At 67.5% G+C, this 24,289-nt stretch carries 35 protein-coding genes; 8 read left to right on the top strand and 27 right to left on the bottom strand.

Going from position 1 to position 24,289, the window contains the following annotated elements; genetic code table 11:
- Positions 1-574 (bottom strand): hypothetical protein (locus G7B69_RS15090; RefSeq protein ID WP_166180778.1); only part of this gene is annotated, 574 nt, incomplete at its 3' end.
- A 114-nt stretch (positions 575-688) separates the two neighbouring features.
- The gene (locus tag G7B69_RS15085) at positions 689-1,921 is read right to left on the bottom strand and encodes a S8 family serine peptidase (protein ID WP_166180776.1); all 1,233 of its coding nucleotides are present in this window, start codon (positions 1,919-1,921) and stop codon (positions 689-691) included.
- 82 nt (positions 1,922-2,003) lie between these two features.
- Here G7B69_RS15085 and G7B69_RS15080 point away from each other — a divergent pair, with 82 nt between their 5' ends.
- Together G7B69_RS15080 and G7B69_RS15075 are read left to right on the top strand one after the other, a co-directional pair.
- Complete coding sequence (locus G7B69_RS15080; RefSeq protein WP_279323174.1) at positions 2,004-2,495, top strand: RNA polymerase sigma factor; 492 nt, start codon at positions 2,004-2,006, stop codon at positions 2,493-2,495.
- Positions 2,492-3,184 (top strand): anti-sigma factor family protein, encoded by a 693-nt coding sequence (locus tag G7B69_RS15075; RefSeq protein WP_166180772.1) that lies wholly within the window; start codon positions 2,492-2,494, stop codon positions 3,182-3,184. The genes G7B69_RS15080 and G7B69_RS15075 overlap by 4 nt, the downstream gene beginning before the upstream one ends.
- Before the next feature lie 22 nt (positions 3,185-3,206).
- Here the strand turns inward: G7B69_RS15075 and G7B69_RS15070 are convergent, their stop codons facing one another.
- From G7B69_RS15070 to G7B69_RS16960, 3 genes are all read right to left on the bottom strand, one after another.
- On the bottom strand, positions 3,207-4,085 hold the full coding sequence (locus tag G7B69_RS15070) for an acyl-CoA thioesterase (protein ID WP_166180770.1): 879 nt from the start codon (positions 4,083-4,085) through the stop codon (positions 3,207-3,209).
- A 68-nt stretch (positions 4,086-4,153) separates the two neighbouring features.
- Entirely contained in the window at positions 4,154-6,274 is a 2,121-nt protein-coding gene (locus G7B69_RS15065; RefSeq protein WP_166180768.1) for a sodium-translocating pyrophosphatase, read from the bottom strand.
- A gap of 77 nt (positions 6,275-6,351) precedes the next feature.
- A complete protein-coding gene (locus tag G7B69_RS16960; RefSeq protein ID WP_279323173.1) occupies positions 6,352-6,480 on the bottom strand; it encodes a hypothetical protein in 129 nt (42 codons plus the stop codon).
- 23 nt (positions 6,481-6,503) lie between these two features.
- Between G7B69_RS16960 and G7B69_RS15060 the strand changes: the two genes are divergently transcribed.
- A complete protein-coding gene (locus G7B69_RS15060; RefSeq protein ID WP_166180766.1) occupies positions 6,504-6,701 on the top strand; it encodes a hypothetical protein in 198 nt (65 codons plus the stop codon).
- Positions 6,701-7,711: a fatty acid desaturase gene (locus G7B69_RS15055; protein WP_166180764.1), complete on the top strand. Its 1,011-nt coding sequence runs from the start codon at positions 6,701-6,703 to the stop codon at positions 7,709-7,711. The genes G7B69_RS15060 and G7B69_RS15055 overlap by 1 nt, the downstream gene beginning before the upstream one ends.
- Here the strand turns inward: G7B69_RS15055 and thiL are convergent.
- From thiL to hisG, 4 genes are read right to left on the bottom strand one after another with little or no spacing between them, the layout of a single operon-like run.
- Complete coding sequence (thiL, locus tag G7B69_RS15050) at positions 7,708-8,574, bottom strand: thiamine-phosphate kinase (RefSeq protein ID WP_166180763.1); 867 nt, start codon at positions 8,572-8,574, stop codon at positions 7,708-7,710. The genes G7B69_RS15055 and thiL overlap by 4 nt on opposite strands.
- Entirely contained in the window at positions 8,571-9,026 is a 456-nt protein-coding gene (gene nusB, locus G7B69_RS15045; protein WP_166180761.1) for a transcription antitermination factor NusB, read from the bottom strand. The genes thiL and nusB overlap by 4 nt, the downstream gene beginning before the upstream one ends.
- Positions 9,023-10,312 carry a histidinol dehydrogenase gene (hisD, locus tag G7B69_RS15040; protein ID WP_166180759.1) on the bottom strand — a complete coding sequence of 430 codons (1,290 nt, stop codon included), beginning with the start codon at positions 10,310-10,312 and terminating at the stop codon, positions 9,023-9,025. Before hisD ends, nusB begins: the two co-directional genes overlap by 4 nt.
- Entirely contained in the window at positions 10,312-10,962 is a 651-nt protein-coding gene (hisG, locus tag G7B69_RS15035) for an ATP phosphoribosyltransferase (protein WP_166180757.1), read from the bottom strand. Before hisG ends, hisD begins: the two co-directional genes overlap by 1 nt.
- 41 nt (positions 10,963-11,003) lie before the next feature.
- On the opposite strand from hisG, the gene G7B69_RS15030 reads away from it, so the two are divergent.
- Both G7B69_RS15030 and G7B69_RS15025 read left to right on the top strand, forming a co-directional pair.
- Positions 11,004-12,071 (top strand): DUF2332 domain-containing protein, encoded by a 1,068-nt coding sequence (locus G7B69_RS15030; protein ID WP_166180755.1) that lies wholly within the window; start codon positions 11,004-11,006, stop codon positions 12,069-12,071.
- 226 nt (positions 12,072-12,297) lie between these two features.
- Positions 12,298-12,597: a UrcA family protein gene (locus G7B69_RS15025; RefSeq protein WP_166180753.1), complete on the top strand. Its 300-nt coding sequence runs from the start codon at positions 12,298-12,300 to the stop codon at positions 12,595-12,597.
- Between the two features lie 52 nt (positions 12,598-12,649).
- Here G7B69_RS15025 and G7B69_RS15020 read toward each other — a convergent pair whose 3' ends face one another.
- Genes G7B69_RS15020 through G7B69_RS15010 form a run of 3 tightly spaced genes read right to left on the bottom strand, consistent with a single transcriptional unit; the run spans position 12,650 to position 14,510 of the window.
- Positions 12,650-13,534: a pirin family protein gene (locus G7B69_RS15020; RefSeq protein ID WP_166180750.1), complete on the bottom strand. Its 885-nt coding sequence runs from the start codon at positions 13,532-13,534 to the stop codon at positions 12,650-12,652.
- On the bottom strand, positions 13,531-14,235 hold the full coding sequence (locus G7B69_RS15015; RefSeq protein WP_166180748.1) for a glutathione S-transferase: 705 nt from the start codon (positions 14,233-14,235) through the stop codon (positions 13,531-13,533). The genes G7B69_RS15020 and G7B69_RS15015 overlap by 4 nt, the downstream gene beginning before the upstream one ends.
- The gene (locus tag G7B69_RS15010; protein WP_166180746.1) at positions 14,232-14,510 is read right to left on the bottom strand and encodes a BolA family protein; all 279 of its coding nucleotides are present in this window, start codon (positions 14,508-14,510) and stop codon (positions 14,232-14,234) included. Before G7B69_RS15010 ends, G7B69_RS15015 begins: the two co-directional genes overlap by 4 nt.
- Positions 14,511-14,553: 43 nt before the next feature.
- Between G7B69_RS15010 and G7B69_RS15005 the strand changes: the two genes are divergently transcribed.
- Positions 14,554-15,150 (top strand): J domain-containing protein, encoded by a 597-nt coding sequence (locus tag G7B69_RS15005; protein WP_166180744.1) that lies wholly within the window; start codon positions 14,554-14,556, stop codon positions 15,148-15,150.
- A gap of 7 nt (positions 15,151-15,157) precedes the next feature.
- Here G7B69_RS15005 and G7B69_RS15000 read toward each other — a convergent pair whose 3' ends face one another.
- Genes G7B69_RS15000 through G7B69_RS14935 form a run of 14 tightly spaced genes read right to left on the bottom strand, consistent with a single transcriptional unit; the run spans position 15,158 to position 22,812 of the window.
- The gene (locus G7B69_RS15000) at positions 15,158-15,427 is read right to left on the bottom strand and encodes a DUF6356 family protein (RefSeq protein WP_166180742.1); all 270 of its coding nucleotides are present in this window, start codon (positions 15,425-15,427) and stop codon (positions 15,158-15,160) included.
- A gap of 46 nt (positions 15,428-15,473) precedes the next feature.
- The gene (locus tag G7B69_RS14995) at positions 15,474-15,896 is read right to left on the bottom strand and encodes a DUF5990 family protein (RefSeq protein ID WP_166180739.1); all 423 of its coding nucleotides are present in this window, start codon (positions 15,894-15,896) and stop codon (positions 15,474-15,476) included.
- Complete coding sequence (locus tag G7B69_RS14990; protein WP_166180737.1) at positions 15,896-16,387, bottom strand: GFA family protein; 492 nt, start codon at positions 16,385-16,387, stop codon at positions 15,896-15,898. The genes G7B69_RS14995 and G7B69_RS14990 overlap by 1 nt, the downstream gene beginning before the upstream one ends.
- The gene (locus tag G7B69_RS14985; protein WP_166180735.1) at positions 16,380-17,012 is read right to left on the bottom strand and encodes a glutathione S-transferase family protein; all 633 of its coding nucleotides are present in this window, start codon (positions 17,010-17,012) and stop codon (positions 16,380-16,382) included. The genes G7B69_RS14990 and G7B69_RS14985 overlap by 8 nt, the downstream gene beginning before the upstream one ends.
- 51 nt (positions 17,013-17,063) lie before the next feature.
- Positions 17,064-17,501 carry an SRPBCC domain-containing protein gene (locus G7B69_RS14980; protein ID WP_166180733.1) on the bottom strand — a complete coding sequence of 146 codons (438 nt, stop codon included), beginning with the start codon at positions 17,499-17,501 and terminating at the stop codon, positions 17,064-17,066.
- A 13-nt stretch (positions 17,502-17,514) separates the two neighbouring features.
- Entirely contained in the window at positions 17,515-18,192 is a 678-nt protein-coding gene (locus tag G7B69_RS14975) for a glutathione S-transferase family protein (protein ID WP_341479203.1), read from the bottom strand.
- On the bottom strand, positions 18,192-18,866 hold the full coding sequence (locus tag G7B69_RS14970) for a dihydrofolate reductase family protein (RefSeq protein ID WP_166180729.1): 675 nt from the start codon (positions 18,864-18,866) through the stop codon (positions 18,192-18,194). Before G7B69_RS14970 ends, G7B69_RS14975 begins: the two co-directional genes overlap by 1 nt.
- 4 nt (positions 18,867-18,870) lie before the next feature.
- The gene (locus G7B69_RS14965) at positions 18,871-19,353 is read right to left on the bottom strand and encodes a VOC family protein (RefSeq protein ID WP_166180727.1); all 483 of its coding nucleotides are present in this window, start codon (positions 19,351-19,353) and stop codon (positions 18,871-18,873) included.
- Between the two features lie 2 nt (positions 19,354-19,355).
- On the bottom strand, positions 19,356-20,150 hold the full coding sequence (locus tag G7B69_RS14960; protein WP_166180725.1) for a VOC family protein: 795 nt from the start codon (positions 20,148-20,150) through the stop codon (positions 19,356-19,358).
- On the bottom strand, positions 20,147-20,506 hold the full coding sequence (locus tag G7B69_RS14955; protein ID WP_166180723.1) for a DUF1428 domain-containing protein: 360 nt from the start codon (positions 20,504-20,506) through the stop codon (positions 20,147-20,149). The genes G7B69_RS14960 and G7B69_RS14955 overlap by 4 nt, the downstream gene beginning before the upstream one ends.
- A gap of 3 nt (positions 20,507-20,509) precedes the next feature.
- Positions 20,510-21,181, bottom strand: a complete 672-nt coding sequence (locus tag G7B69_RS14950) for a glutathione S-transferase family protein (protein WP_166180721.1) — start codon at positions 21,179-21,181, stop codon at positions 20,510-20,512.
- Between the two features lie 4 nt (positions 21,182-21,185).
- On the bottom strand, positions 21,186-21,608 hold the full coding sequence (locus G7B69_RS14945) for a DoxX family protein (protein ID WP_166180719.1): 423 nt from the start codon (positions 21,606-21,608) through the stop codon (positions 21,186-21,188).
- Between the two features lie 27 nt (positions 21,609-21,635).
- On the bottom strand, positions 21,636-22,070 hold the full coding sequence (locus G7B69_RS14940) for a VOC family protein (RefSeq protein WP_166180717.1): 435 nt from the start codon (positions 22,068-22,070) through the stop codon (positions 21,636-21,638).
- Positions 22,071-22,092: 22 nt separating this feature from the next.
- Positions 22,093-22,812, bottom strand: coding sequence for a DUF899 family protein (locus G7B69_RS14935; protein ID WP_243415211.1), 720 nt, complete (start codon positions 22,810-22,812; stop codon positions 22,093-22,095).
- 71 nt (positions 22,813-22,883) lie between these two features.
- Here G7B69_RS14935 and G7B69_RS14930 point away from each other — a divergent pair, with 71 nt between their 5' ends.
- Positions 22,884-23,576 carry a winged helix-turn-helix transcriptional regulator gene (locus G7B69_RS14930; RefSeq protein ID WP_166180715.1) on the top strand — a complete coding sequence of 231 codons (693 nt, stop codon included), beginning with the start codon at positions 22,884-22,886 and terminating at the stop codon, positions 23,574-23,576.
- Here G7B69_RS14930 and G7B69_RS14925 read toward each other — a convergent pair.
- Positions 23,573-24,214 (bottom strand): glutathione S-transferase family protein, encoded by a 642-nt coding sequence (locus tag G7B69_RS14925; protein ID WP_166180713.1) that lies wholly within the window; start codon positions 24,212-24,214, stop codon positions 23,573-23,575. The two genes, G7B69_RS14930 and G7B69_RS14925, sit on opposite strands and share 4 nt — an antisense overlap.
- Positions 24,215-24,289 lie beyond the last annotated feature (75 nt).

Below are 24,289 nucleotides of genomic sequence, written 5' to 3'. Positions count from 1 at the left end.
CCGCGGCGAGCGCGCCCGACGCGTAGCCGGCTGAGCCGTTCGCGGCGCCGTAGCCGCTGCCCGAGGCGTTGCCGGCCAGCGAACCGGCGCCTCCGGCGAGGCCCGAGGCCGTGCCGCGCGCCTGCTGCGCGGTTCCGCGCGCTCCCGCGACGGCGCCTTGCGCGGTCGAACGAAGCTGGTCGGTGCCGATCAGGTCCGCCGACGCCGAGCCGCCGCCCGATGCCGAGCCGCTCGCGCGGCCGCTGCCGTTGGCGCTGCCCGCCGGGGTGTTGAGCACGCCGTTCAGGCCGCCGTTGCCGCTGGCGTTGCCGTTTCCGCTTGCGTCGACATGGCCCCTGTGGTGGTCGACATGCGCCGAGCCGTTGCCGCTGGCCGAGCCGCTGCCGGTGGCACCCAATGTGCCGCCGGTGGGATTGCTGGGCAGGTCGGGGAGGGAGGGGAACGACGGCATCGCGCCGACCGAGCCGGCGCCGCCGAGCACGCCGCCAAGTCCCCCGCCGCCGCCGAGAATCTGCGCTTGCGCCGGGAGGGCGATGAGAGCGATGGCCGATCCGGCGATCCAAATCCGTTTCATGACTGGGTTCCTTCTTCCATTCGCCGGCAGGGTCTGCTGCCGGTTCGAAAGGAAAACGGATGTCCCGAGCGGTTTAATTCACGCGATGGGAAAGAATTTTGCGAGCCGGTTCGGCTAGCGGCGGGCACACTCGCGGCAAAGCAGCCCGCGGCCGAATTGCCCGTCCGGTCCCTGCGGCCCCAGGTCCACCGCTTCGCGGTCGAGCGCCGCCCGCCACGATCCGCCGCGGGCGAGCGCGGCCGCGGCGCGAGCGGCAACGAGAGGGACGGCGAAGGAGGTTCCGCGCAGGCTGGCCCATTTCCCCGCCTTGTCGCGGCCACGGATGTCGGCTCCAGGTGCGGCGTAGTCGAGGTGCAGCGCGCGGCCAGCCTCGATCAGCGGGCGCTGGCGGCGATCGACACCGGTGACCGCCAGTACCCCGGGATAGGACGCCGGATAGGACGGCGGCGCGGCAGGGCCGTCGTTGCCGACGGCGGCGACCACGATCATGCCCTTTCGTTGCAGCGCTCCGAGCGCCTTCTCGAGCACTGCGTTGCGCGGACCGACCAGGCTGATCGAGACCACGCGCGCGCCGGCCCCGGCGAGCCAGTCGAGCGCGCGAACGATGGCGAGCGCGTTGCCGCCCGCCGGATCGCTGCCATAGACGTCGGCCGCCAGCACCCGGCGCGCGCCCGCGCCTTGCAGCAGCGAAACGACCGCGCTGCCGTGGTTGCTGGCCAGCGGCGCGCCCTTGGCGAAGCCGCGCAGCGCGGCGACTTGCTGGCCCTTGCCCGGAGCGCCGTCGATCACTCCCACGGGAGTGGCGATCGTCGCGGGCGCGACGGCCGCGGCAGCCGCAACTTCGAGCGTCGCCGTGCCGCCGCTCTGAAAATGCAGGTTGTCCGGGGCGATCTCGGCGGCGGGCGCCACGCGCAGCAAGTGCCGCTGCGCCTCGCCGAGCGACGCGCCCCGCGGCACCTGCAATCGGGTGACGCTTATTCCGAGCGAGCCAAGTTGTTCGCTGCCCGCTTCCCTAAAGCCCGCCGCGCGCACAGCCCCGAGCGTCGCCGCATCGGCATCGACCAGCAGAAGTTCGCCGCGCACCGCCGGCTCGCCGTTGGCATCGGGTTCGACGAATTCGCTCTGGCGCCGCAGCAGGTCGGCGATGCGGTCCGCGCGCGCCTCGACCAGCTGCTGCGCGGTCTGGCGAATGTCTTGCAGCGGGCGGTCGAGTGTCTGCTCGAGGCCTTGCGCGACCGGCCCCACCACTGGCAATTGCGGCACGCCGACGCCCGGCAGCAGCTGCGCCGCGGCAGGGACCGTGAGCAGCACCGCGCAGGCGGTCAGCAGGGTGAAGGGAGCACGCATTCTCGACATCTCTTGCTATTTCGCATGAAGCACGGATGAAACGCACGGTCTCATCCGTTTAATCCATGAAACGAGGCAAGTCATAGCCGACGACGGCTTCGAGCAAGGCGTGATGGCGCTCTTACCCCGGCTGCGGCGTTTCGCCGCGGGCCTGGCGCGCGACCCCGCCGACGGCGACGACTTGTGCCAGGCGACCGTGATCCGCGCGCTCGAAAAGCGCGATTTGTGGCAGCCGGGCACGCGACTGGACAGTTGGATGTACCGAATGATGCGTAATATCTGGATCGACGAAAGCCGCGCGAGGACGCGCCGGGGCGAGACCTTCGTCGCCGAGGAAGCCGGCCTGTCGGTCGGTGGCGGCGGCGGGCAGGAAGAAGCGGTCACGCTTTCGGTGATCGAGCGCGGCCTGGGCACATTGCCTGACGAGCAACGCGAGGCGGTGCTACTGGTGATGGTCGAAGGCTATTCCTACAAGGAAGCCGCCGAGATCGTCGGTTGCCCTGTCGGCACGCTCAACTCGCGGCTGGTGCGCGGGCGCGACGCGCTGATGGCGTGGCTGGGAGACGGCGTATGAGGGTGTTGCGCGAGGAACTGGCGGCCTTTGCCGACGGCCAGCTCGCCGAGCCGCGGCAGAGCGAAGTGGCAGCGGCGGTCGCGGCCGACCCGACGCTGGCGACCGAGGTTGCGCGGCATCGCGCGCTCAGGGACCGCCTGTCCGCCCACTTTGCGCCGATCCTCGACGAGCCCGTGCCGGAAAGCCTGACCGCGCTGTTTGGCAAGGCGGCGCCGAAGGTGATCGATTTCACGGCGGCGAAGCAGCGCCGCGCCGCACGCGGCATTCCACGCTGGGGCTGGATCGTCGGCCCGGCGCTCGCCGCGTCGCTCGCGCTGGCGGTCTTCCTGCCGCGCGGCGGCGAGGTGCCGGAAGGCTACGCCGGTGCGCAGCTTGCGTCCGCGCTCGATAACCAGCTCGTCGCCACGCAAGAATCCGGCGCGCCCACTCGCATGCTCCTCAGCTTCCGAAACGACGGCGGGCAATACTGCCGCGCTTTCGCCGGCGCCGCGCAAAGCGGGATCGCCTGCAAGGATGCGATCGGCTGGCAATTGAAGGCCGTAGGCGGTGCCGCCGCGATGCAGCAAGGCAACTACCAAATGGCCGGAAGCACCGCGGCCGAACTGATGGCGAAGGCCCAGGACATGGCCGCCGGGCCGGCGCTCACGGCAGACCAAGAGCGAGCCGCGCGGGCCAGCGCATGGCGTTGATTCGCTAGACGGACTGCGCGGCTCAGCGGGTGGCCCGGAACATTCCTTCCTGCGCCACGCTGGCGATCAGCCGGCCGTCGCCGGTGAACACGCGGCCGAAGTTGAGCCCGCGGGCGTGGCCGCTCCATGGGCTGTCCATCGCGTAAAGCAGCCACTCGTCGGCGCGGGCATCCTCGTGGAACCACAGTGCGTGGTCGAGGCTCGCTCCGCGCACGTCGCCGCGCGCGAAGGCGAGGCCGTGGGGTAGCAGGCAGGTCGCCATCAACCGCATGTCGCTGAAGTAGGCCAGCACCGCGCGGTGCAGGTTAGGATCGTCGGGAAGGGGTGCGCGAGCGCGGAACCACACGCGCTGCTCCGGTGCGCCCGGTTCGCGGCTGAGGAGCCCCATCGGGTTGGCTGCGCGCACCTCAATCGGTCGCGGGCGCAGGATGATCCGCGGCGCGTGAGCTTCGATTTCGGCGCGGTGGCGTGCCAGGACTTCGTGTTCGGGCTCGAGGTCGTCCGGCGGGGGCACCGCGGGCATCGTCGCGGACTGGTGGCTGGGTCCGTCCTCTGACCGCTGGAATGAGACCGAGCAGGCGAGGATCTGCCGCTCCTGCTGCATCGCGACGACGCGCCGGTTGGCGAAGCTGCCACCGTCGAAGCCCCGTTCAACGCGGTACTCGACATCGTGCTCCTCGCTGCCGCCGCGCAGGAAGTAGGCGTGGAGCGAATGCGCCGGGCGGTCGTCGGGTACGGTCGCCTGCGCCGCCATCAGCGCCTGGGCGATGACCTGGCCGCCGAACACCCGCCCGACCCCGTCGCGCCGCCGTGGGCCTTCGAAGCGGTCCTCGCCGAGCGACTTGAGCTCGAGCAGCCGTAGCAGGTTGGCGACGAGAGCTTCGGAGGTCGGTTCGCTCATCCCCGGCGGCTACACAAAAGCCCCGCCCGGCGCCAGCCGGACGGGGCTCTTGAACTCAGTCGTGAAGATCAGACGCCGGCGTGAGCGGCCAATGCCGCCAGGAGCAGCAGCGCGACGATGTTGGTGATCTTGATCATCGGGTTCACCGCCGGGCCGGCGGTGTCCTTGTAGGGATCGCCGACCGTGTCGCCGGTCACCGCGGCCTTGTGCGCCTCGGAGCCCTTGCCGCCGTAGTGACCGTCTTCGATGTACTTCTTGGCGTTGTCCCACGCTCCGCCGCCGGCGGTCATCGAGATCGCCACGAACAGCCCGCCGACGATCACGCCGAGAAGCAGCGCGCCGAGTGCGGCGAAGCCGTTGGCCTGCCCGGCGATCGCGGTGATCACGAAGTAGACCACGATCGGCGCGAGCACCGGCAGCAAGCTCGGCACGATCATCTCCTTGATCGCCGCCTTGGTGACCAGGTCGACCGTGCGGGCATAGTTCGGACGGCTGGTGCCGGCCATGATGCCCGGGTCGCCCGCGAACTGCTCGCGCACGTCCTTGACCACGTCTCCCGCCGCGCGGCCGACGGCAGTCATGCCCATCGAGCCGAACAGGTAGGGGAGCAGCGCGCCGAGCAGCAGCCCGACGATAACGTACGGGTTCTCGAGGCTGAAATCGACGTTCAGCGCGGGGAAGAACTCGCGCAAGTCGGTGGTGTAGGCGGCGAACAGCACCAGCGCGGCGAGGCCCGCCGAACCGATCGCGTAACCCTTGGTCACCGCCTTGGTGGTGTTGCCCACCGCGTCGAGCGCGTCGGTCTTCGCACGGACCGCGTCGTCGAGGCCGGCCATCTCGGCGATGCCGCCGGCGTTGTCGGTCACAGGGCCGTAAGCGTCTAGCGCGACAACCATGCCGGCGAGGGCGAGCATCGCCGTCGCCGCGTAGGCGATGCCGAGCAGGCCAGCGAGCTGGTAGGCGATGATGATGCCCGCGACGATCACCAGGGTGGGCAGTGCGGTCGATTCGAGCGACACCGCAAGGCCCTGGATGACGTTGGTGCCGTGGCCGGTTTCCGAAGCCTTGGCGATCGAGCGCACCGGGCGGAAGTTCGTCCCGGTGTAGTACTCGGTGATCCAGATGATTAGCCCGGTGATGACGAGGCCGAGCAGCGAACACCAGAACAGGTCCATGCCGGTGAAGTTGCCGCCACCGCCGCCGGCGACGCCAACGACCGCGTTCATGTCGCCGAGCGCGAGCATCATCATGCCGTAGATCGCCGGAATCGAGAGGACTGCGGTGACGAGGAAGCCCTTGTACATCGCGCCCATGATGTTGGTGCCGCCGCCGAGACGGACGAAGTAGGTGCCGATGATCGAGGTGACGATGCAGGCGCCGCCGATCAGCAGCGGCAGGCTCATCAGTGCCATCAGCTTGTCGCCGGCGCCGCCGAGCAGCAGCGCGGTGAGCACCATCGTGGCGCCAACGGTGACGACGTAAGTCTCGAACAGGTCGGCTGCCATGCCGGCGCAGTCGCCGACGTTGTCGCCCACGTTATCGGCGATGACCGCCGGGTTGCGCGGGTCGTCCTCGGGGATGCCCGCCTCGACCTTGCCGACGAGGTCGGCGCCGACGTCGGCCGCCTTGGTGAAAATGCCGCCCCCGAGACGGGCGAAGATCGAGATCAGCGAAGCGCCAAAGGCCAGTGCGGTGAGTGCCTGCACGACCGTGCGGTCGGTCCCGCCGACGGTGTAGCCGCCCGGGCCGGTGAGGTACCAGAAGAACACCGCGATCGCGAGCAGCGCCAGACCGGCGACGAGCATGCCGGTGATCGCGCCGGCGCGGAAGGCGAGGGTCAGGCCCTGCTGCAAGCCCTTCTGGGCTGCCGCAGCGGTGCGCACGTTGGCCCGCACCGAAATGTTCATGCCGATGAAGCCGGCGAAGCCCGAGAGGACGGAGCCGAGCACGAAGCCGGCGGCGCTGATCGGGCCGAGGAAGATAGCGACGATCACCGCGACGACGACGCCGACGATGCCGATGGTGGTGTACTGGCGCTTGAGGTAGGCCTGCGCGCCTTCCTGGATCGCCCCGGCGATCTCCTGCATCTTGTCGCTGCCGGCGGACGCGCCGAGGATCTGGCGGCTGGTGACGAAGCCGTAGACGACGGCCAGAAGTCCCAGAACAATCGAAATACCTACGAGGCTCATTGCTAGCCTTCCCCCTATTTCCCAAAACAAAGCCGCGGCCCGACGGGAACTCCCTCGGCCGCAGGCGACGAAGCTGGCTAGAGGGCGCGCGGGGCGCGTGCAAGCCCCTTGCGGCGGATTTCCGCGCCGACCTCGGCGGTGGCCGCCGCGCCATGGCGGCTGACCCGATTTGTGACGGCAAGCCCCTGAATCTTGCGGCGGACCATGGTTTAATTTAGGTAAACGGCCGATGGGCGCCCTCGTAATCCGCAAACTGCTCTATTGGATGCCGTTCCTCTTCGGGATCGGCTTCATTGCGCCGTTGACCGCGCAGACGATGGCCTATTGGCAGATCGACGCGCCGCTCGGCCTCTCGCGGATCGGCTTCGGGCTGCTGTTCGGTGGCCTCTGGGGGCTCTACGCCAACATCAGGGGGCGGTGGATTTGATGGACCGCCCGCTCGACGACCTGACCCGCGAAGAGGCGGAAGACTACGCCCTGCCCGGTGACGCCGGGTTGATCGAAGGCGGCGTCGAGGGCGCCGCCGCCGAGCGTTCGGCATTCGAATGGCGCCACGCGCCCCAGCTCGACAAGCACGTCCGCGTCAACCTGCGACTGCAGGAACGGGAGGTGGCCGAGAAGTTCATGGCCGACCCGAAGCATATGCGGATCTATACCGTGCTGACGCTTGGCTGCTTCGGCCTGTGGCTGGCGATGTTCCCGCTGACGATGATGCAGATCATCCCGATCTGGCCCTGTTTCCTCTTCGCCACGTTCATCGCCGCGGTCGGCTACATCCCGAGCCACGAGGCGATGCATCGCAACATCGGCCGGCCGGGCACCAAGTACCACTTCTGGAACGAACTGGTCGGCCAGGTCGCCACGCTAATCCTGATCTTCCCGTTTTCAATGGCGCGGCTGATGCACATGCATCACCATTACCATTGCAACGATCCGGTGATGGACCCGGACTACACCGACGGCGCCAGCGGGCCGATCATGGCCTGGGTCAAGACCTGGCTCAACCGGCAGCCCGGCGCCGACGGCTCGATCCATCACTACAAGCGCTGCCTCGAGCGGATCGGCACGCCGGAGGCCCAGGTCGCCCTGCGCGACACGATGCTGCTGCAACTGGGCAGCATGGGGTTCCTCTTCGCGCTGGCGTGGAGTGGATACGCCTTCGTTGCCTGCTTCCTGTTCTGGCTGCCGCGGCACCTCGGCCTCAGCTACATCCGCTACTGGCTGAGCTGGGCCCCGCACCATCCGCGCGACGGGCTCGACCGCTACACCAACACCCGCGTGTTCCGAACCTGGGTCGGCCACTGGCTGTCGCTGGGGATGCAGTACCACATCGTCCACCACCTCTATCCGGGCATCCCCAACCACGCGACCAAGTACGCCTATTACGAGATGAAGCCGATCCTCGAGCAGCGCGGAGTCGACTGCTCGCCGCTCTAATGCTCGTAGCCGAGCGGGCCCGTTGGCGGTTGGCCGTCGAGCAATAGCGCCGCATCGCCTCGTTCACGCACCTCGCCGATGCGCCAGGCGCTTACCGTGGGCTCGGCGCCGGCGGGGAGTGTGAACAGCAACTCGTAGTCCTCCCCCCAGCGCAGCGCATCGGCCCGTCGCTCCTCCGGAACGGCGATGGGCACGTCGGCAGAGCGCAGCGAAATCGTCACTCCGCTCGTCTCAGCCATTCGCGACGCGTCGAGCAGCAGCCCGTCCGAAATGTCCATCATCGCGGTGACGAAGGGGGCAAGCACCTCGCCTTCCGCCAGACAGGCGAGCGGGCGGCGGAAGGCCACGCTGCCCGCGCCGGTGCCGCCGCGCAGGGCCTCGAACCCCGCCATCGCCGCGCCGAGCGGCCCGGTCACCCAAACCGTGTCTCCCGCTCTGGCCCCGGAGCGCGAAGGCACGGGCCGGTGCGTCGCGCGCCCGATAGCGGTCAGCCCCCACGCGCGCGGCGGTCCGCCCGATGAGGTGTCGCCGCCGAGCAAGGGCACATCGTACCGGGCGAGAACTTCACGGAGGCCGCCGGCGAAGCGCTCGTCGTCCGGGCCGAGCATGTGCCCGAGCAGCACGCCGAGCGGCCGCGCGCCCTTGGCGGCCAGGTCCGAGAGATTGGTGGTGACCAGCTTCCACGCGATATCGGCCGCGTCCTGCCCCGGCAGCGTGTGGACGCCTTCGACCATCATGTCGTGGGTCAGCACCAGCGTCTCGCCGCCGACCTCGATTACCGCGCAATCGTCCGCAAGCCCGCGCGCGGCGGGGTCTGTGGCCAGGGTTTTGAGGGACTCGATGAAGGCGCGCTCGGCGCTCACCGCACCGCCTTGGACACGGCGTCGAGCACGCCGTTGACGAACTTCGCCTCACGGTCCTCGAAAAAGGCGTGAGCGACATCGACGTATTCGCTGATCGCGGTGCCGACCGGGATGTCCGGCCGGGCAAGCAGTTCGTAGGCGCCTACACGCAGAATCTGGAGCATGGTCTTGTCGAGCCGGGGGAGGCTCCAGCCCTGGGCCAGGCGTTCGCTCAGCAGGCCGTCAATCTCCTCGCGCCTGGCGAGCGTGCCGATGACCAGGTCGTCGAAGAAGTCGACGTCGGCCTGTTCGTACTGCTCGTCCTCGATCTCTCGGCCGAGGCGGTGCTGGTGGAACTCGTCGAGCAGCTTGGCCTGCGCGGTGCTCTCCATCTCGTGCTGGTACAGCGCCTGCACTGCGGCGAGGCGCGCCGCCGCGCGCGCCCGTGAGCGCTTGGGACCGCCGCGGCTCATTTGAGCCTCAGCTCGACCGACTGGGCGTGCGCCGGAAGCCCTTCGGCCTCGGCCAGCGCGATCGCCGCCGGGCCGATTTTGCCGAGCGCCTCGGCATCCATGGAAATGAAGCTGGTGCGCTTCATGAAGTCGAGCACCGACAGCCCGCTGGCGAAGCGCGCTCGGCGACCGGTCGGCAGCACGTGGTTGGGTCCGGCAATGTAGTCTCCCACCGCCTCGGGCGTGTGCCGGCCGAGGAAAACGCTGCCGGCGTGGCGGATCTGCGCGAACAGCGCCTCGGGATCGTCGACCGCCAGCTCGACATGCTCGGCGGCGAGCCGGTTGGCGAGGGCGGGGGCTTCGGACAAGTCGGACACGATCAGCAGCACCCCGAAGTCGTCCCAGCTCGCCCGCGCGGTGCGGCGGGTCGAGAGCATCGAACATTGCACGTCGATACGGTCCTCGACCTGTTCGGCGAACTGCGGGTCGTCGGTGATAAGAATCGACTGCGCCAGAGGGTCGTGCTCGGCCTGGCTGAGCAGGTCGGCGGCGATCCACTCGGGATCGTTCTTGCCGTCGGCGATGACGAGGATCTCGCTCGGACCGGCGACCATGTCGATGCCGACCACGCCGTAGAGCTGGCGCTTCGCTTCGGCGACATAGGCATTGCCCGGGCCGACGATCACGTCGACGGCCCGGATCCGATCGGTGCCGTAGGCGAGCGCGCCAATCGCCTGCGCTCCGCCGATGCGCCAGATTTCCTCGATGCCGACGAGGTGCGCGGCGGCGAGCACCAGCGAATTGACCTCGCCCTTGGGCGTCGGCGTGGCGATCACCAGTCGCTCGACCCCGGCGACCTTGGCCGGAATCGCGTTCATCAGCAGAGAAGAGGGGTACGAGGCACGGCCGCCCGGCACGTAGAGCCCTGCCGCATCGACGGCGCTCCAGCGCGCTCCCAGGCGCACGCCGGCGTCGTCGGTAAAGTCGCGGTCGCGCGGCAGCTGGTCCCGATGGTAGGCGCGAATGCGGTCAGCCGCGAGCTCGAGCGCCTGGCGCAACCTGGGGTCGAGCGCTTCGAATGCCTGCTTGCAGGTGTCTGGGCTGATCCGCCAGTCCTCGTCCGAACGTAGCCGATGGTCGTCGAAGCGTGCGGTGTATTCGATCAGCGCCTCGTCGCCGAGGTCGCGGACCCGGTCGAGGATGTCGTCGACAGCGTGCGCGACCTCGACGTCGCTTTCGCGCCGGTCGTCGACCAGGCGGGCGAACTTCGCCTCGAAATCGGGGTCGCTGGTCTTGAGCCGCTGCATCAGGCAGCTGCCTCGGCGACCAGCGTCCGGAACGTCTCGACCAGTGCGGCGACGCGCGGGTCGGTCTTGAGTGCCGCGCGATTGAGGATCAGCCGGGCGGAGACCTCCATGATCGTCGCCGTTTCCACGAGGCCGTTATCGGCCAGCGTCCGGCCGGTCGAGACGAGGTCGACAATCTGCCCGGCAAGCCCGAGCCCTGGCGCCAGCTCCATCGCGCCGTTGAGCTTGATGCACTCGGCCTGCACGCCTTGCCGCTCGAACCAGCGCTGGGTGATGTTGGGGTACTTTGTGGCGACGCGGATGTGGCTGGCGTTGTCCACTCGCTTCGCTTTCTGCGGCGCGGCGAGCGACAGCCGGCAGTGGCCGATGTCGAGGTCGACCGGCGCGTAGAGCTCGGAAAAGTCGAACTCCTCGATCACGTCCGAGCCGACGATCCCAGCCTGCGCCGCGCCGAAGGCCACGAATGTGGCGACGTCGAATGCGCGCACGCGGATGATCCGCATGTCGCCGCCGTGGCAGGCGAACGACAGCGCGCGGTTGCCCTTGTCGTGAAACGCGCTTTCCGGCACGAGGCCGGCGCGCGCCATCACCGGCAGCGCCTCGTCGAGGATGCGCCCCTTGGGCACGGCGAAGGTCAGCGGTTCGGGCATCGCGGCGCAGATAGTCGGCAGGTGGAGAAAGGGCAACGCATATGGCGGGAACCGGGGTGACCGACATTCTGGACGTGCGCGAGGCGATCGAATGGCAAGCCCGACATGCCGAGGAGGCCAGCGCGCCGCGCACCGCGCGCGTGATCCGCGCTGAGCTGGCGATTCTCGACACGGAGACCGCCACCGGGCGGCGGATGGCCAACTGGCATGGGCTGGTGCTGGCGGACGCCATGCCGCTGCGCATCGCCGGCGGCCTGCACTGGCTGTGCCTTTCCGGCGAGGACCGGCGGCTCGAGCCGGTCTATGCCGGGCTGCTGACCGATCAGGCCGCGATCGACGCGATCGTCGTGGACATGGTGGCCAAGTACGACGCGCGGCTAATGCCGTGGCTAGATGGCCCACCGCAGACCAACGAGGCCGGGCGTTCCGCGAGCATCATGGCCGGGCTGCTGTGGCTCTCGCAGCGAGTCGGGCCAAAGTTCGAGCTCAACGAAATCGGCGCCAGCGCCGGGATCAACACGATGATGGGGCGCTATCGTTACGACCTCGGCGGGGTGAGGTCGGGACCAAGCCTGTCGCGAATGAAGATCGCCCCCGAATGGCGCGGTCCGCCGCCTCCTGACGCCAAGGTGGAGATCGTTGCCGCGCGCGGATGCGATCGGTCGCCGGTCGACCTCAGCGATCCGCAGCAAGCGCTGCGCCTCAAGGCCTACGTCTGGCCCGACGCGACCGAACGCATGGCGCGCCTCGACGCCGCCATCGCGATGGCCGAGCGGTCGGCGCCCGAGCTCGTCGGGATGGACGCCGGCGAATTCGTCCGCGAGCGGCTGGCCGCGCCGCAGGAGGCGGGCGTTACCCGCGTGCTGTTCCATTCGATCGTCTGGCAATACCTGCCCGATGCGACCCAGCAGGCGGTCACCGAGGCGATGGAGGCGGCGGGCGCGAAGGCAAGCGCCGAAAGGCCGCTCGCTTGGCTGGCTCTCGAGACCAATCGCCAGACCTTCAAGCACGAGTTGCGCGTGCGCTACTGGCCCGGCGGCGCAGAACCGGTGAAGCTGGCGGAGGCCCATCCACATGGTGCATGGGTCGACTGGCTCGGCGAATCCTGACGACACCGAGTGGGCGAAATGTAACGCGTGTCGCAGACGTGCGACCAGCGAGCATGATTATTTCTTTGCCAAACCCCGCTAATCGTTGACTTTGTCCAGTTTCGTGCGCGGCACGGCCGCCGTACAATCTCCGACAATTTGCGTCACGTCGGGCAAACTCCTGCGACGCCCCCTGCGGCATATGGGTGCCATCGCCAATCACGGCGCCGACCCTCGGAGTTTCATCATGACCAAGCTTGCCATCAACGCGGTTCTTGCCGCCTCGCTTTCCCTCCTCGCCGTTGCCCCGGCCGCGGCCGAAGAGTTCGCCACCCAGGTGACCTACGGCGACCTCGATCTTGCCTCGCCCGCCGGCGTCAAGGTTCTCGCCCAGCGCGTCGAAGCCGCCTGCGCCCGTCCCGACATCCGTGACCTGAGCGCAGTGTCGGCGTGGCAGCAGTGCAAGGCTTCGGCGCGCGACAGCGCGATGGAGCAGCTCAACAGCAAGGGCGTGGCGTTCGACAGCGCGGCGTTCATCGCCAGCTGACCCATAAGCGCCTCGCCGAACCGGCCGCTTCGTAACCGGAGCGGCCGGTTTGCTATGGATAACTGACGGTTTTGGGCACTTCCGGAAGCGGAATGAATTCTTCTTCGTCACCCGGAACCTTGCCGAAACGGCCTTCGCGCCAGTCGGCCTTGGCCTGCTCGATCCGTTCGCGGTCGGAGCTGACGAAGTTCCACCAGACGTAGCGCCGCGAGGTGAACGCCTCGCCGCCGAGCAGCATCGCCCGCCCGCCATTTTCGGACCGCAGCGTCATGGCGTCGCCCGGGCGGAGCACGACCAGATCGTAAAGCTTGAGCACCTGGCCATCGAGGCTCGCCTCGCCGCCGACCAGCATGACCGCGCGCTCGTCGGCCTCGGCCTCGATCGGGATCGCGCCGCCGGCTGCGAGCACGATCTCGGCGTAGATGGTCTCGGCGTAGCAAGTCGTCGCTGCACGGCTGCCCCACAGCGAGCCCATGACGATGCGCGCCTGCGCACCGCCGCCGTCGATCACCGGCAGGTCGCTCACGGCTTCGAACGCCGGGGCAATCTCCTCGCGGCCTTCGGGCAGCGCGAGCCAAGTCTGCATGCCGTAGAGCTTCGGGCCCGCCATGCGCTCGGATGCTGGACTACGCTCCGAGTGGACGATGCCGCTGCCGGCAGTCATCAGGTTCACCGTCCCCGGATGGATCGTCGAGAAGGTTCCAAGGCTGTCGCGGTGGTCGATCGCGCCTTCGAACAGCCACGTGACCGTCGCTAGGTTGATGTGCGGATGCGGGCGCACGTCCATCCCCTCGCCTAGCGCGAGCTGCGCCGGGCCGAACTGGTCGACGAACACGAACGGCCCGACCATCCGGCACTCCGGACTCGGGATCGCCCGGCGCACCTCGAAGCTGCCGAGATCGTGGGTCACCGGAGTGACCGTCTTCAAGATGCTCATTCCGAGTCCAGTTCGGGATAGTGGCGGAAGATGCCGTCTTGATTGAACGGCAGGCGGCGGTCGGAGGCCAGATAGGCCTCGATGCCGTCGATTTCCATGACCGCCTGGCGGCAAAGCTCGAGCCGCGGGTAATCGAGTTGACGCATCCGCTTTGGGAACATGTAGTCGAGCCCTTCCATCAGCTGGAACAGGCTGGTGTCGACGTGCGCCCAGTTGTCTCCGAGCATGTATGGGCCGCCGTTCTCCTCGAGCGCGCTTTCGAAGTGGTTGAGAAAATGAGGGATGCGCTCGTCGCGGAAGTGCTGCGCAGCTTCGTAGGCGGCGTCCATCTGGTCATTGTAGTACAAGCTGCCGGCGAGCGGATGGTGGACGTTGTGCACCTCGGCAACGATGTCCGTCACGTCGAGCTGGAGCTGGATGAGCTGAAGGTCGGTGTCCAGCTCGCCTGCGCCGAAGTCGTGGCGGTCGGCCAGAACGGCGAGAATGTTGGCCGTCTGGCCGACGCACAAGTCGTCGTCGATCACGAGGTAGGGCGGGGCGAGCGGCTTGATGCCGCTGCGGCCCTGCAGGTCCTCGATCAGCGCCTCGGCCCCTTTCTCACGGGCCATGTCCTCGTATTCGACCTCGGCCGCTTCGAGCGCCAGGCGGACGAACTCGCCGCGGCCGGGAATGTTCGGCCAATACCACAGCTGGTAGCTCATCCGGCTTCTCCGGGAGCGAAGGCGCGGATGGCGAGCGCGTGGACCCGCTGGCCGGGAATGTCTCCCAGCGCGCGGTTGACCATCCGCTGGCGCTCGAGGCGGTTCTTGCCGGCGAAGGCGACGCTTTCGATCACCACAGTGAAGTGCGATTCGCCGCTGCCGTCGTCACCCGCATGGCCGTGGTGGCGGGCGCTGTCGTTGATCACCTCGAGCCGCGTCGGCACGAAGGCGTGGCCGAGCAGGGTTTCGATCTCGCGGGCGACACTTCCTGCCATATTGGGGTTTCCTTCCGAGGCGACTCTCCCCATCCTATAGCCGATGCGAAGCCAGAGGTTCCACGGCCGTTACGAAGAAACGGGGCGCGAATGCGAAGCGGAGGGATGCGACGAGCCGGGCGAGTTCCGCGCGCCGGGATCGCGCTCCCCCGGGTTTGACGGCCCGGGTGACTGGCGCTGGTTCTGCCTCGAGCACGTGCGCGAGTTCAATTCAGGTTACGATTGGTTCGAGGGGATGAGCGCCGACGAGATCCTCGCCGCGCAATCGCCTATCGCCGGCTGGCGTACCGAAACGCGCGTGTTCCGAGCCGACGCCGGGGTCGACGGCATGCCGCGCTGGGCCGACTTCCACGACCCGCTCGACGCGATCGGCTCGCGGGCCAACGACATTCGTGCCCGCGCAGCCGGGCGACAGGCGTTCGATACCTCCTGGTCGCGCTTCAGCGCGCGCGAGCGCGAGGCGCTCGGAGTCATGGGGCTCGATCCGCAGGCCGACCGCCAGCGCTTGCGGCGGCGCTATTCCGAACTCGTCCGCCGCTACCACCCTGATCGCAATGGCGGCGATCGCAGCCACGAAGGCCGGCTGCAGCGGGTGGTCGAGGCTTATCAGCTGCTGCGCAAGGCGGCGGCGTTCGCCTGACGACGGCTCAGATTTCGTATTCCGGTTGCCAGTGGGGCTCTTCGTAAGCGGGGCGGGGCGCGTCCGGCTGGCGCGCGAGCATCTCGCTGTAAAGTCCCTTGATCGTGGTGCTGCCGGTGCGGACGAAGAGCGCCGGAAATAAGGCGTGGACGAAGCAGGCGAACCCGCCGGCGACCATCGTCAGGCCGAAGCGCGAGGCGACGCGAAAATGCTCGGTGTAGGTCTCGCCGACGCTTTCGGGGTGGGCGACGAACCACTGGCGGATCGGATCGGGCATAGGCGTTTGTACCTAGCCGCGGGCCGATTGGGAACCTCCGGCCGGTTCACCCTTCGCCGAACCGCCACTGCGCCGGAACGGTACCGCCGCCTGCCTTGCGTCCGCTGGCATCGGCTTCGAGCGGGACGCCGCGTTCGATAGCCGCGTTCACCAGCCGCCAATCGAGATCGGTGAGCCGCACCTTGATGCGATTGACATAGCCGCAGCCGTCGGTGCGCGGCCACGAGAGATAGACGAAGCGTTGGTCGCGCGGCCCGCAGGCGAATGGGCCGGTGAAGTTCGGCCGCCCGTCGGGCCCCTCGCTCACCGTCAGCTCGAAGTCGAACACATGCATGCCATCGGCGCGCTTTATCGGCGGTTGCAAGTTCTCGTCCTTGTCCTGCAGCCCGAACGGGGCGCTGGCGTCGCCGCTCGGCGCCGCCGGGTCGTCGCGCAACAGGCGCATTCGAACGGTTCGCTTGGCCGTCATCAGCCGCCCCGCAAAGCGCGCCAGCGAGCCGCGCCATCCGGGCCGAACAGCGTGTCGAGATCGTCGCGACTGTAGAACACGTCGTAGGCCGGCGCGTCCATCGAGAGCTCGAACCACGGCTGCTTGCTGCCGGTGAAGATGTGCACGTGCGGCGGGCAGGCGTCGGGATTTTCGAGCGTGCCGACACGGACGAACGCGGCCTTCTCGCCCATTCCGCCGTAATGGCTCCACAGCGCGACGTGGCAGGTCGGACAGCGGACGATCTGCTGGCCCTTGCCGCTGGCCGATGGGGTGCCGATCATTTCGGGCGAACCGGCGATCACCTCGACCATCGGCGTCTCGATCAGCCCGTTGATGACGAAGGCCGACCCTGTCTCGCGCTGGCAATCGCGGCAATGGCAGCAATGCACCGCGAACGGACGGTCGGCGAGGCGGTAGCGAACCTCGCCGCAAGCGCAGTGGCCTTCGAGCGCGGCGGTCTCGTTAGCCATGCGCCTGCATCTCCTCGATCAGCTTGTTGTCGATCGCCTTGGCCTCCTGGTAGGCTGGCCGCGCCCGCACCCGATTGAGATAGGCGGTGAAACTGGCCCGCTCGGGAAAGGACTTGAAGATCAACCCCCAATCGACGTGCGAGCCGAGGTAGACGTCGGCCATCGTGAACCGTTCGCCGCACACGTAGTCATGGCTCGACAGCCAACCGTCGAGCGCGTCCATCGTCCTGTCGTAGCTGCCGAAACCGGCGGCCATCTCCTGCTCGGGCGGCAGCTGCCAGCCGAACATCTTCGCCGTCGCCGCCTGCTCGAGCGGCCCCGCGGCGAAGAACAGCCAGCGGAAATAGTCGGCCATCTCGTGCTCGCCGGGCAGCAGCCCGGCCTCGGGATGGGTGGCCGCGAGATAATGGCACACCGCCGCGCCTTCGCTCACCACGTGATCGTGGCCGCCGTGATGGTGGATGATCGTCGGCAGCTTGCCCATCGGGTTCGCCGCCATGAGCGCCGCGGGCTTGTCGTCCCACTTGACCAGCACCGGCTCGTAGTCGGCTCCCACTTCGTGCAGCGCCCAACGGGCAATCTGCGCCCGGCTCATCGGATTGTAGAAGAAGGTGAAGGCGGCCATCGCGAATCGCTCCCCAAGTGGCGAGAACAATAAGAGAACAAAAAGGGCAGGTCAATTCTCACAGAGCGTCTTGAGCTGCTCGGCGCAGGCGCCCCAGCCGGCTTCGAAGCCCATCTCGTCGTGGCGTTTCGAATCCGCCTCGGTCCAGTGACGTGCGCGCGCAGTGTAGCGGGTACCACTGCCCTCGGGCTCGACCTCCCAAATGCCGATCATGAACGGGCCGGCCGGCTCGAGGTCGTCGACGATCGCGTCGGTGAAGGCGAAGCGGCGACCTTCGTCCCAGGCGAGGACGGTGCCGGGGTGTGGATGCACTTCGCCGTCCGGGCCGTACATGGTGCAGCTGCCGTTGCCGCCGGGGCGCCGTTCGAGACCGTCGAATTCGGCACGCCACGGCTTCGGGCACCACCATTCCTCCATCCGGTTGGCCATGACGTCCCACACCCGGTCGGTCGGGGCGTCGATGTAACGGGTGATGGTAAGCTCGTGCATCGGCCTCTCCTGTTCAATCGCGATCGGGCGCACCCGGGGGGAAGTAGGGGCGATAGGGCCGTGCCTCATCGACGCAGCGGACGACCGGGGGCAACGCCAGGAGCTCAGCGCGCAGGGCGGCAAGGCGCGGGCAGTCCTCGGGAATCGGCTCTACCCAGTCGGCATAGAATAGCGACGGGGCGGCTGCGCAGGTCACGAGGCTGACGTGCGGCGGCAGCGCATTCGCCGAAAGCCACCGCTCGAGCCAGGCGTAGGCGCGGCGCAACCCGACCTTGGCAGCGACCATTTCCGGCGCGAAGGGCTCGTCCCGCAAGCCCCCTGCGGCTGGATCGTCCTTGTCGACGAAGTATGCCGCCATGAACCGCTGCATGTTGCCCATGACGTAATTGTCGAACACCCGGTCGATCATCCGCGCCACGACGGCCTCGGCGGGATCGGCCGGGATAAGCGGGGCGGGGCCGGGGTGGTGAACCGCGAGGTGTTCGATGATCGCGCTCGTTTCGACGACGATCGCGTCGCCGTCGGTCAGCACCGGGAACTGACCCGACGGGTGCGCCTTGCCGGTGAAGCTTTCGTATTTCGGCACCGACGGGTCGATTTCTCGGAACTCGAACTCGGTCCCGTTGGCATAGAGCGCGATCAGCGCCTTCCAGGTGTAGGACGAGAACGGATGCCCGTAGAGCGCCAGCATCACCAGCTACCTTCGGCGATGCGCCTCTGGCGGCGCTCCTCGCTCGCATTGCCTTCGACAGGCGGGCTCTGCCCAAGTTCGACGCCAAGCTCGGGAACGAAACTGGCAACCGTGGTCCCGCGGCCGGTCATCTTGCCGCTCTCAAGCCGCAGCGTCGCAGCCGGCGTGCCGTCGCAGAACAGGCGCTTCCCCTTGCCGAGCACGAGGGGATAGGTCAGCACCGTCAGCCGGTCGAGCAGGCCACGCTCCACGAGGCCTGGATAGAGCGTGCTGCTGCCCCAGACCTGCAAATCCGGCCCATCGCCGCCGCGGATTTCCGCCAATTCGTCGAAGCCCGCGACCCGGTGGCTGTTCTCCCATTCGAGCGGCGCGTCCGAATGCGTCATCACGAACTTCTCAGCCGCGTTGAAGTCCCGGGCAACCTGTCCGCTCTCGTCATCGCTCTCCTGGTGGGGCCAATACGACGCGAAGATGTCGTAGGTCCGCCGGCCGAGCAGGAGGGCATAAGGCGGTTGCAGGCTCGCGCCGATCGCCTCGCCGGCCTCCTCGTCGGGAAAGCCGAACTGCCAGCCGCCGAACTCGAACCCGCCAGTGGGGTCTTCGCTCGGCCCGCCTGGTGCTTGCATGACTCCGTCAAGCGTCTGAAATACCGTACCGACGATCTTGCGTGCCATGATCTCAGTCTCCCCTTACGGCCGCTTCGATCGCGGCAATGTCGATCTTCTTCATCTGCATCATCGCCTCGAACGCGCGCTTGGCGGCGGCCTTGTCCGGATGGGTCGTCGCGGCCATCAGCGCGCGCGGGGTGATCTGCCAACTGATGCCCCACTTGTCCTTGCACCAGCCGCACTGGCTTTCCTGTCCGCCGTTGCCGACGATGGCGTCCCAGTAGCGGTCGGTCTCTTCCTGATCGTCGGTAAAGACCATCAGCGAGAACGCCTCGCTCGCCTTGAAGTGCGGGCCGCCGTTGAGGCCGAGACAGGGGATGCCGCAGACGGTGAATTCGACCGTCAGCACCTGGCCTTGCTCGCCGGCGGGAAAGTCGCCGGGCACGCTGTGGACCGCGCCGACCGCGCTGTCAGGGAACACCGAGGCGTAGAACTTCGCCGCGTCTTCGGCTCCGGACTCGTACCAGATGCAGTTGGAGGCCTTGTTGGCCATGATCATTCTCCTTTCGGGCCGACGAAAGCGACCGCTGCGCCCGCGGGGTCGTTTGCCATGAAGATGAAGTCGCCTCCGGGCACCTCGTGCACTTCACCCCGGATCGTGCCGCCGGAATTCTTGGCCGCCTCGTGCGCTTTGTCGATGTCGGCGACCCCGAAATAGGGCAGCCACGAAACCGACATGCCGTCGGGCATCCACGGATTGATCGCGCCGATAGTGTGCCCTTCATGCTCGACGAAGCGGTACACGCCCTTGTCTCCCATCGGCATCGTGTTTTCGGCGGTCCAGCCGAACATGGCGGTGTAGAACGCCGTGGCTGCGGGCTCGTCGGTGGTTTCGAGCTCGAGCCACCGGCAATGCTGCGCCTTCTCGCGATCCCACACGTCGCTCTTCGCGTCGGGATTATCGGCCGGCGGAATGGGATCCATAAGGTAGAACGGCGCGCCTTGCGGATCGGCGACCATCGCCATTGTGCCGACATCCATCGTGCGGGTGGGCATCCAGGTTTTCCCGCCCAGCTGTTCGACTTTCTCGACCGCCGTGGGCACGTCGTCGACATGGAAATATGCCAACCAGCCCGGCTTTGCGCCGCCGTCGATCATGTCCCGGCTGAGGCCGAGCACGCCGCCGGCCATTCCGCCGTCGCCGCGCTGAATCGCGCGGTAGTCCATTTGCCCGCTGCCCGCGGTCATCCCCGCGGGCCCGATGTCCCAGCCGACGACGGCGCGGTAGAAATCACGCACCGCGTCGGGATCGGGCGTCATCAGTTCAAACCAGATGGGCATGCCAGTCATTGGGGCCTCCTCAGGTCCAGCATCGGCTCGAACGAGCCAAAGATCATCCGCCGTCCGTCGAACGGCATTTCGGTCATCGCCTTGAAGCGCTCGTCCTCGTGGATCGCCTCGTGCGCCGCGTCGGCCGTCGCCTTGTCGGGCCACAGGATCCACGAGAAGACGATCTTTTCGCCCGGCTCGGCGGCGACGGCCTTGCGGAAGTCAGTCCGTTTGCCGTTGGGCACGTCGCTTTCCCAGCCCTCGACCACCTCGAGCGCGCCGAGATCGATCATCGCCTGGTCGAACCAATGTGCCATCTCAAGGTAGGCCTGCCGCTTGCCTTCCGGGACGGGAATAACAAAGCCGTCGAGGTGCATGGCTCAGCCTCCCCGGTTGGGCGCGGGGCCGTCGAAGTCGGCCAGTTGCGCGGCAAGCGCCCGCTGGTAGGCCGGACGCTCGGTGCCGCGCTTGTGATAAGCGGTGAGCGTGGGGAATTCTGCGATGAAGGGGGTGTCTTTCAGGTTGTTGAGCACCGTAATCATCAGGATATCGGCGATCGAGAATTCGCCTGCCAGCCAGTCGTCGTCGCCGAGCGCGTCGCTCACCCGCTTGAGCTTCTGCCGCAGCAGCGGGATCACCGATTCCTTGGCGCCTTCCGTCCAGTCCTGGCCCGCGTTGAACACCTCGTAAGCGAAATAGCGCATGATTGAAGGCTCGACGCTGTTGAGCGCGGCGAACAGCCAGGCGATCGCCTGCCAACGCTTCGCCTCGTCCTTCGGTAGCAGCGCGCCGTGCTTCTCGGCGATGTACAGCAGGATCGCACCAGATTCGAAGAGTTCGACCTCGCCGTCGCGGTACGCCGGGACCTGCTCGAACGGTTGCCACTTGGCGTAGCCGTCTGGGCGGGGGTTGGCGGCGCCGAATTTTTCAACAGCGTAAGGCGCGCCGATCTCCTCGAACGCCCAGCGCACGCGCAAGTCGCGCACCAGGCCCTTGGCGAAATCGGGAACCCAGTCGAACGCAGTGACGACGGGGGCGGGTTGGGTAGCCATGGGATCAGTCCTTTGCTTGAGTGAGGGGGATCAGCGCGCGCAGTACCGGGGAGCGGAGCCAGAGCCCGCCCCACATGAACAGGGCGAGATAGATGCTGAAAAGCGTGTGGCTGAACAGCGGGCTGCCCACGCGCATCCGCGTCGCCAGCGCGCCTCCGAGGAGCGCGGTCATCAGAATGGCGCCGAGCACGCTGGTGCGCGGGATCGCGTAAAGCACCGTGAAGGCGAGCTCGAACAGACCGATCATCAGCACGAAGCGCGCAGGCCAGCCAAGTTCGGTGAGAGTCTGGGTCGCCACGTCGAGGCCGAGCAGCTTTGGTGCGACCGAGGCCCCGAGCATGAACACGACGAACAGCATGCTGAGCGCGCGGCCAATCCAGACGGAAGCCGGGGCGCTATCGTTGGGTGTTTGCGCAAGGGATGCCATCGGCTCTCTCCTGTCCTTTGCCGCGCCTCAGGCTTCGATATGCTCGACCGGCATCTCGCCGGCGGCGACCTTGGGATCCATCCACATCGTTTCCCAGATGTGACCGTCGGGATCCTCGAAGCTGCGGCCGTACATGAAGCCGTGGTCCTGCGTCGGCGTCGGGTCGGGGGCGCCGCCCGCGCGCTTCGCGTCGCCGACGATCGCATCGACCGCCTCGCGGCTATCCATGCTGACGCACAGCAGCACTTGCGCGCTCTCCTTCGCGTTGGGGATCGCCTTGCTTGTGAAGGTCTTCCAGAAGTCGTGCGTCAGCAGCATGACGACGATTTCGTCTGACCAGGCCATGGCGGCGGCGTTCTCGTTGGTGAACTGCGGGTTGTTGGTGAAGCCGAGCGCTTCGTAGAAGGCCATCGACTTCGCCAGGTCGGTGACCGGCAGGTTCACGAAAATCATCTTGCTCATCGTCAATTCCTTTGGCTGTGCTTCAGTTTGAGTAATCGAGCTTGGGGTACCAGTCCTTGCTGCGCCCCTCGGGTGTCCAGTCGATGACATTCCAGAGCGGAGTGGGGTCTGGCGCCAGGTGCGGATCGAAGCCAGGGTCGGCGGTCTCGGGCCCGCCTTCGGCGGCCCAGAACAGGCGCGCCGTGTCGCCGTCGCGCGTCCAGACGAGCACGCGGGCCCATTCCTCGCCATCGACTATCCACTGGATGTCACGCTCGAATTCGTCGCCGACGGGCTGGTAGAACCTGAGGTTGCGCCACCCCCGCTCGCGAGCAAAGGCAAGCTGCCGCGCCAGCGGCGAGCGGCCGATGATCGCCAGCGAGAGGCGCTGCTCGATGTCCGGCGCCGGGATGTCGAGCGAGCCGACGAACGAGGTGCACATCGGGCAGGGCCGTTTGCGCTCGGGCCCGTACATCCACAAATAGGTGAACAGGGTGCCATGCTTGCCGAACAGGTCGAGCAGGCTGACCTCCGCGCCCTGATCGTCGAGGAAGCGATAGTCCTTGGCGACCGGTCCCGGCGGCAGCGCGCGCCGCTGTTCGGCGACGCGCTGGATTTGCCGGCGCAGCTCGATCTCGTCGGCCAGCAGGGCGTTGCGGGCCTGGCGGTACTCGGCGCTTTCGCCCAGCCAGCTCGTCTTGTTGGCCTGGGCCATCTCCCGAGCCGGCTGCAGTTCGGACGGCAGTGTTACTGGGTCGCTCATCTTCACCTCTCCACGGGCTCCCGCGACTCGGGACTTGCGATTCGTGCCGCAATGAGTTACTAAAAGCAACTATGAAGTTACAAAAAGAAACCGAGTCGTCGGAAACGCGCCACGGCCGGTGGTATGAAGACGCCTGCGGGACGGCCTTCGCCATGGAACTGGTCGGCGAGCGGTGGTCGATGCTTGTAGTGCGCGAGCTGATGATGGGGCCGCGCCGGTTTTCCGAGTTGCGCAAGGCGTTGAACGGAATCAGCGCCAAGGTGCTGACCGAGCGGCTCGAAAGCCTCGAACGGGCAGGCGCCGTAGCCAAGCGAGTGCTGCCGCCGCCGGCGAACGTGCAAGTCTACGAGCTGACCGAATGGGGCTATCTCGCCGAACCGGCGCTCCAGGAGCTCGGACGCTGGGCGGCGACCTCGCCGCGCCATGACCCCACACTGCCGCTGTCACCGGTATCGCTAATGCTCAGCTTGCGCACGATGCTCGACAAGGTGCGGGCGACCGAATTCGATGCGACGATCGGATTCGATCTCGCCGGCGAGTCTTACCTGGCGGAGCTGAAGGACGGCCGATTGCCGATCCGCCGCGGCTCGATCGAGCGCGCGCAAGCGATCTTCCGCGCGCCGGCGGCGCCGCTTCTCGCGGCGGTGTTCTACCGCAAGGTCCCCCCGGAAGACCTCGCGGGGCAGGGGGTCCGCATCGACGGCGACCGCGCCCTCGCGGATCGCTTCATCGACTTGTTCCACCTGCCCGCGAAGGTCGGCTAGCCCTGCATCGAGGCGAAGACCGCGTCTTCCTCGTCCGCCGCCTGCTGCCATGCAGCGCGCTCGGTCACGCGGCCGTACCATGCCGCCAACTTGGGATAAGCCGCAGGATCGAGCGTCCAGCCGGTGTAGCCGAGCGTCTTGATCGTGCAGGCCACCGCGATGTCGCCGATCGAGAAGTTCCAGTCGAGCCAGCCGCTGTCGCTCACCGCGCTTTCGAGATAACCCAGCGGCTTCTTGATCGCCTCCTCGCCCGCCTTGGCCGCTTCCTCGTCACCGTCGGTCCCGAAGATCTTCGGCCGCAGGAAGCGGTTGACCACGATCGGTGCGCCGGCCGGGACCAGCACGGTGTCGGATACTTCCTCGAACCACACCGCGCGCCCGCGCGCCTGCGCCTCGACGGGGAACAGCGGTGGCTCAGGATACTTGGCATCGAGATAGGCGACGATCGCAGTCGAATCGGCGAGGCAGAAATCCCCGTCCTCGAGAGCGGGAATCTTGCTGAACGGGCTGACCTTGAGGAACTCCTCGGTCGGCTGGCTCGGATTGGCCGGGACCAGATCGTACTCGAGTCCCTTCTCGCGCGCGGCAATAACCACTTTGCGAACGAAAGGCGACAGTGGAAATCCGTAAATCTTCATGAAGCGTTTTCCTCCCGGCAGACAGTTGCCATTGTTTGTTGCAGCGCCAAGTCGGCGCGTATAGGCGTGGCCGGC

The organism is Croceibacterium segetis (assembly GCF_011320115.1).
Lineage (GTDB): Bacteria > Pseudomonadota > Alphaproteobacteria > Sphingomonadales > Sphingomonadaceae > Croceibacterium_B > Croceibacterium_B segetis.
Note: the sequence above shows the minus strand (reverse complement) of the source record. Positions and strands in the feature narration are given on the sequence as shown.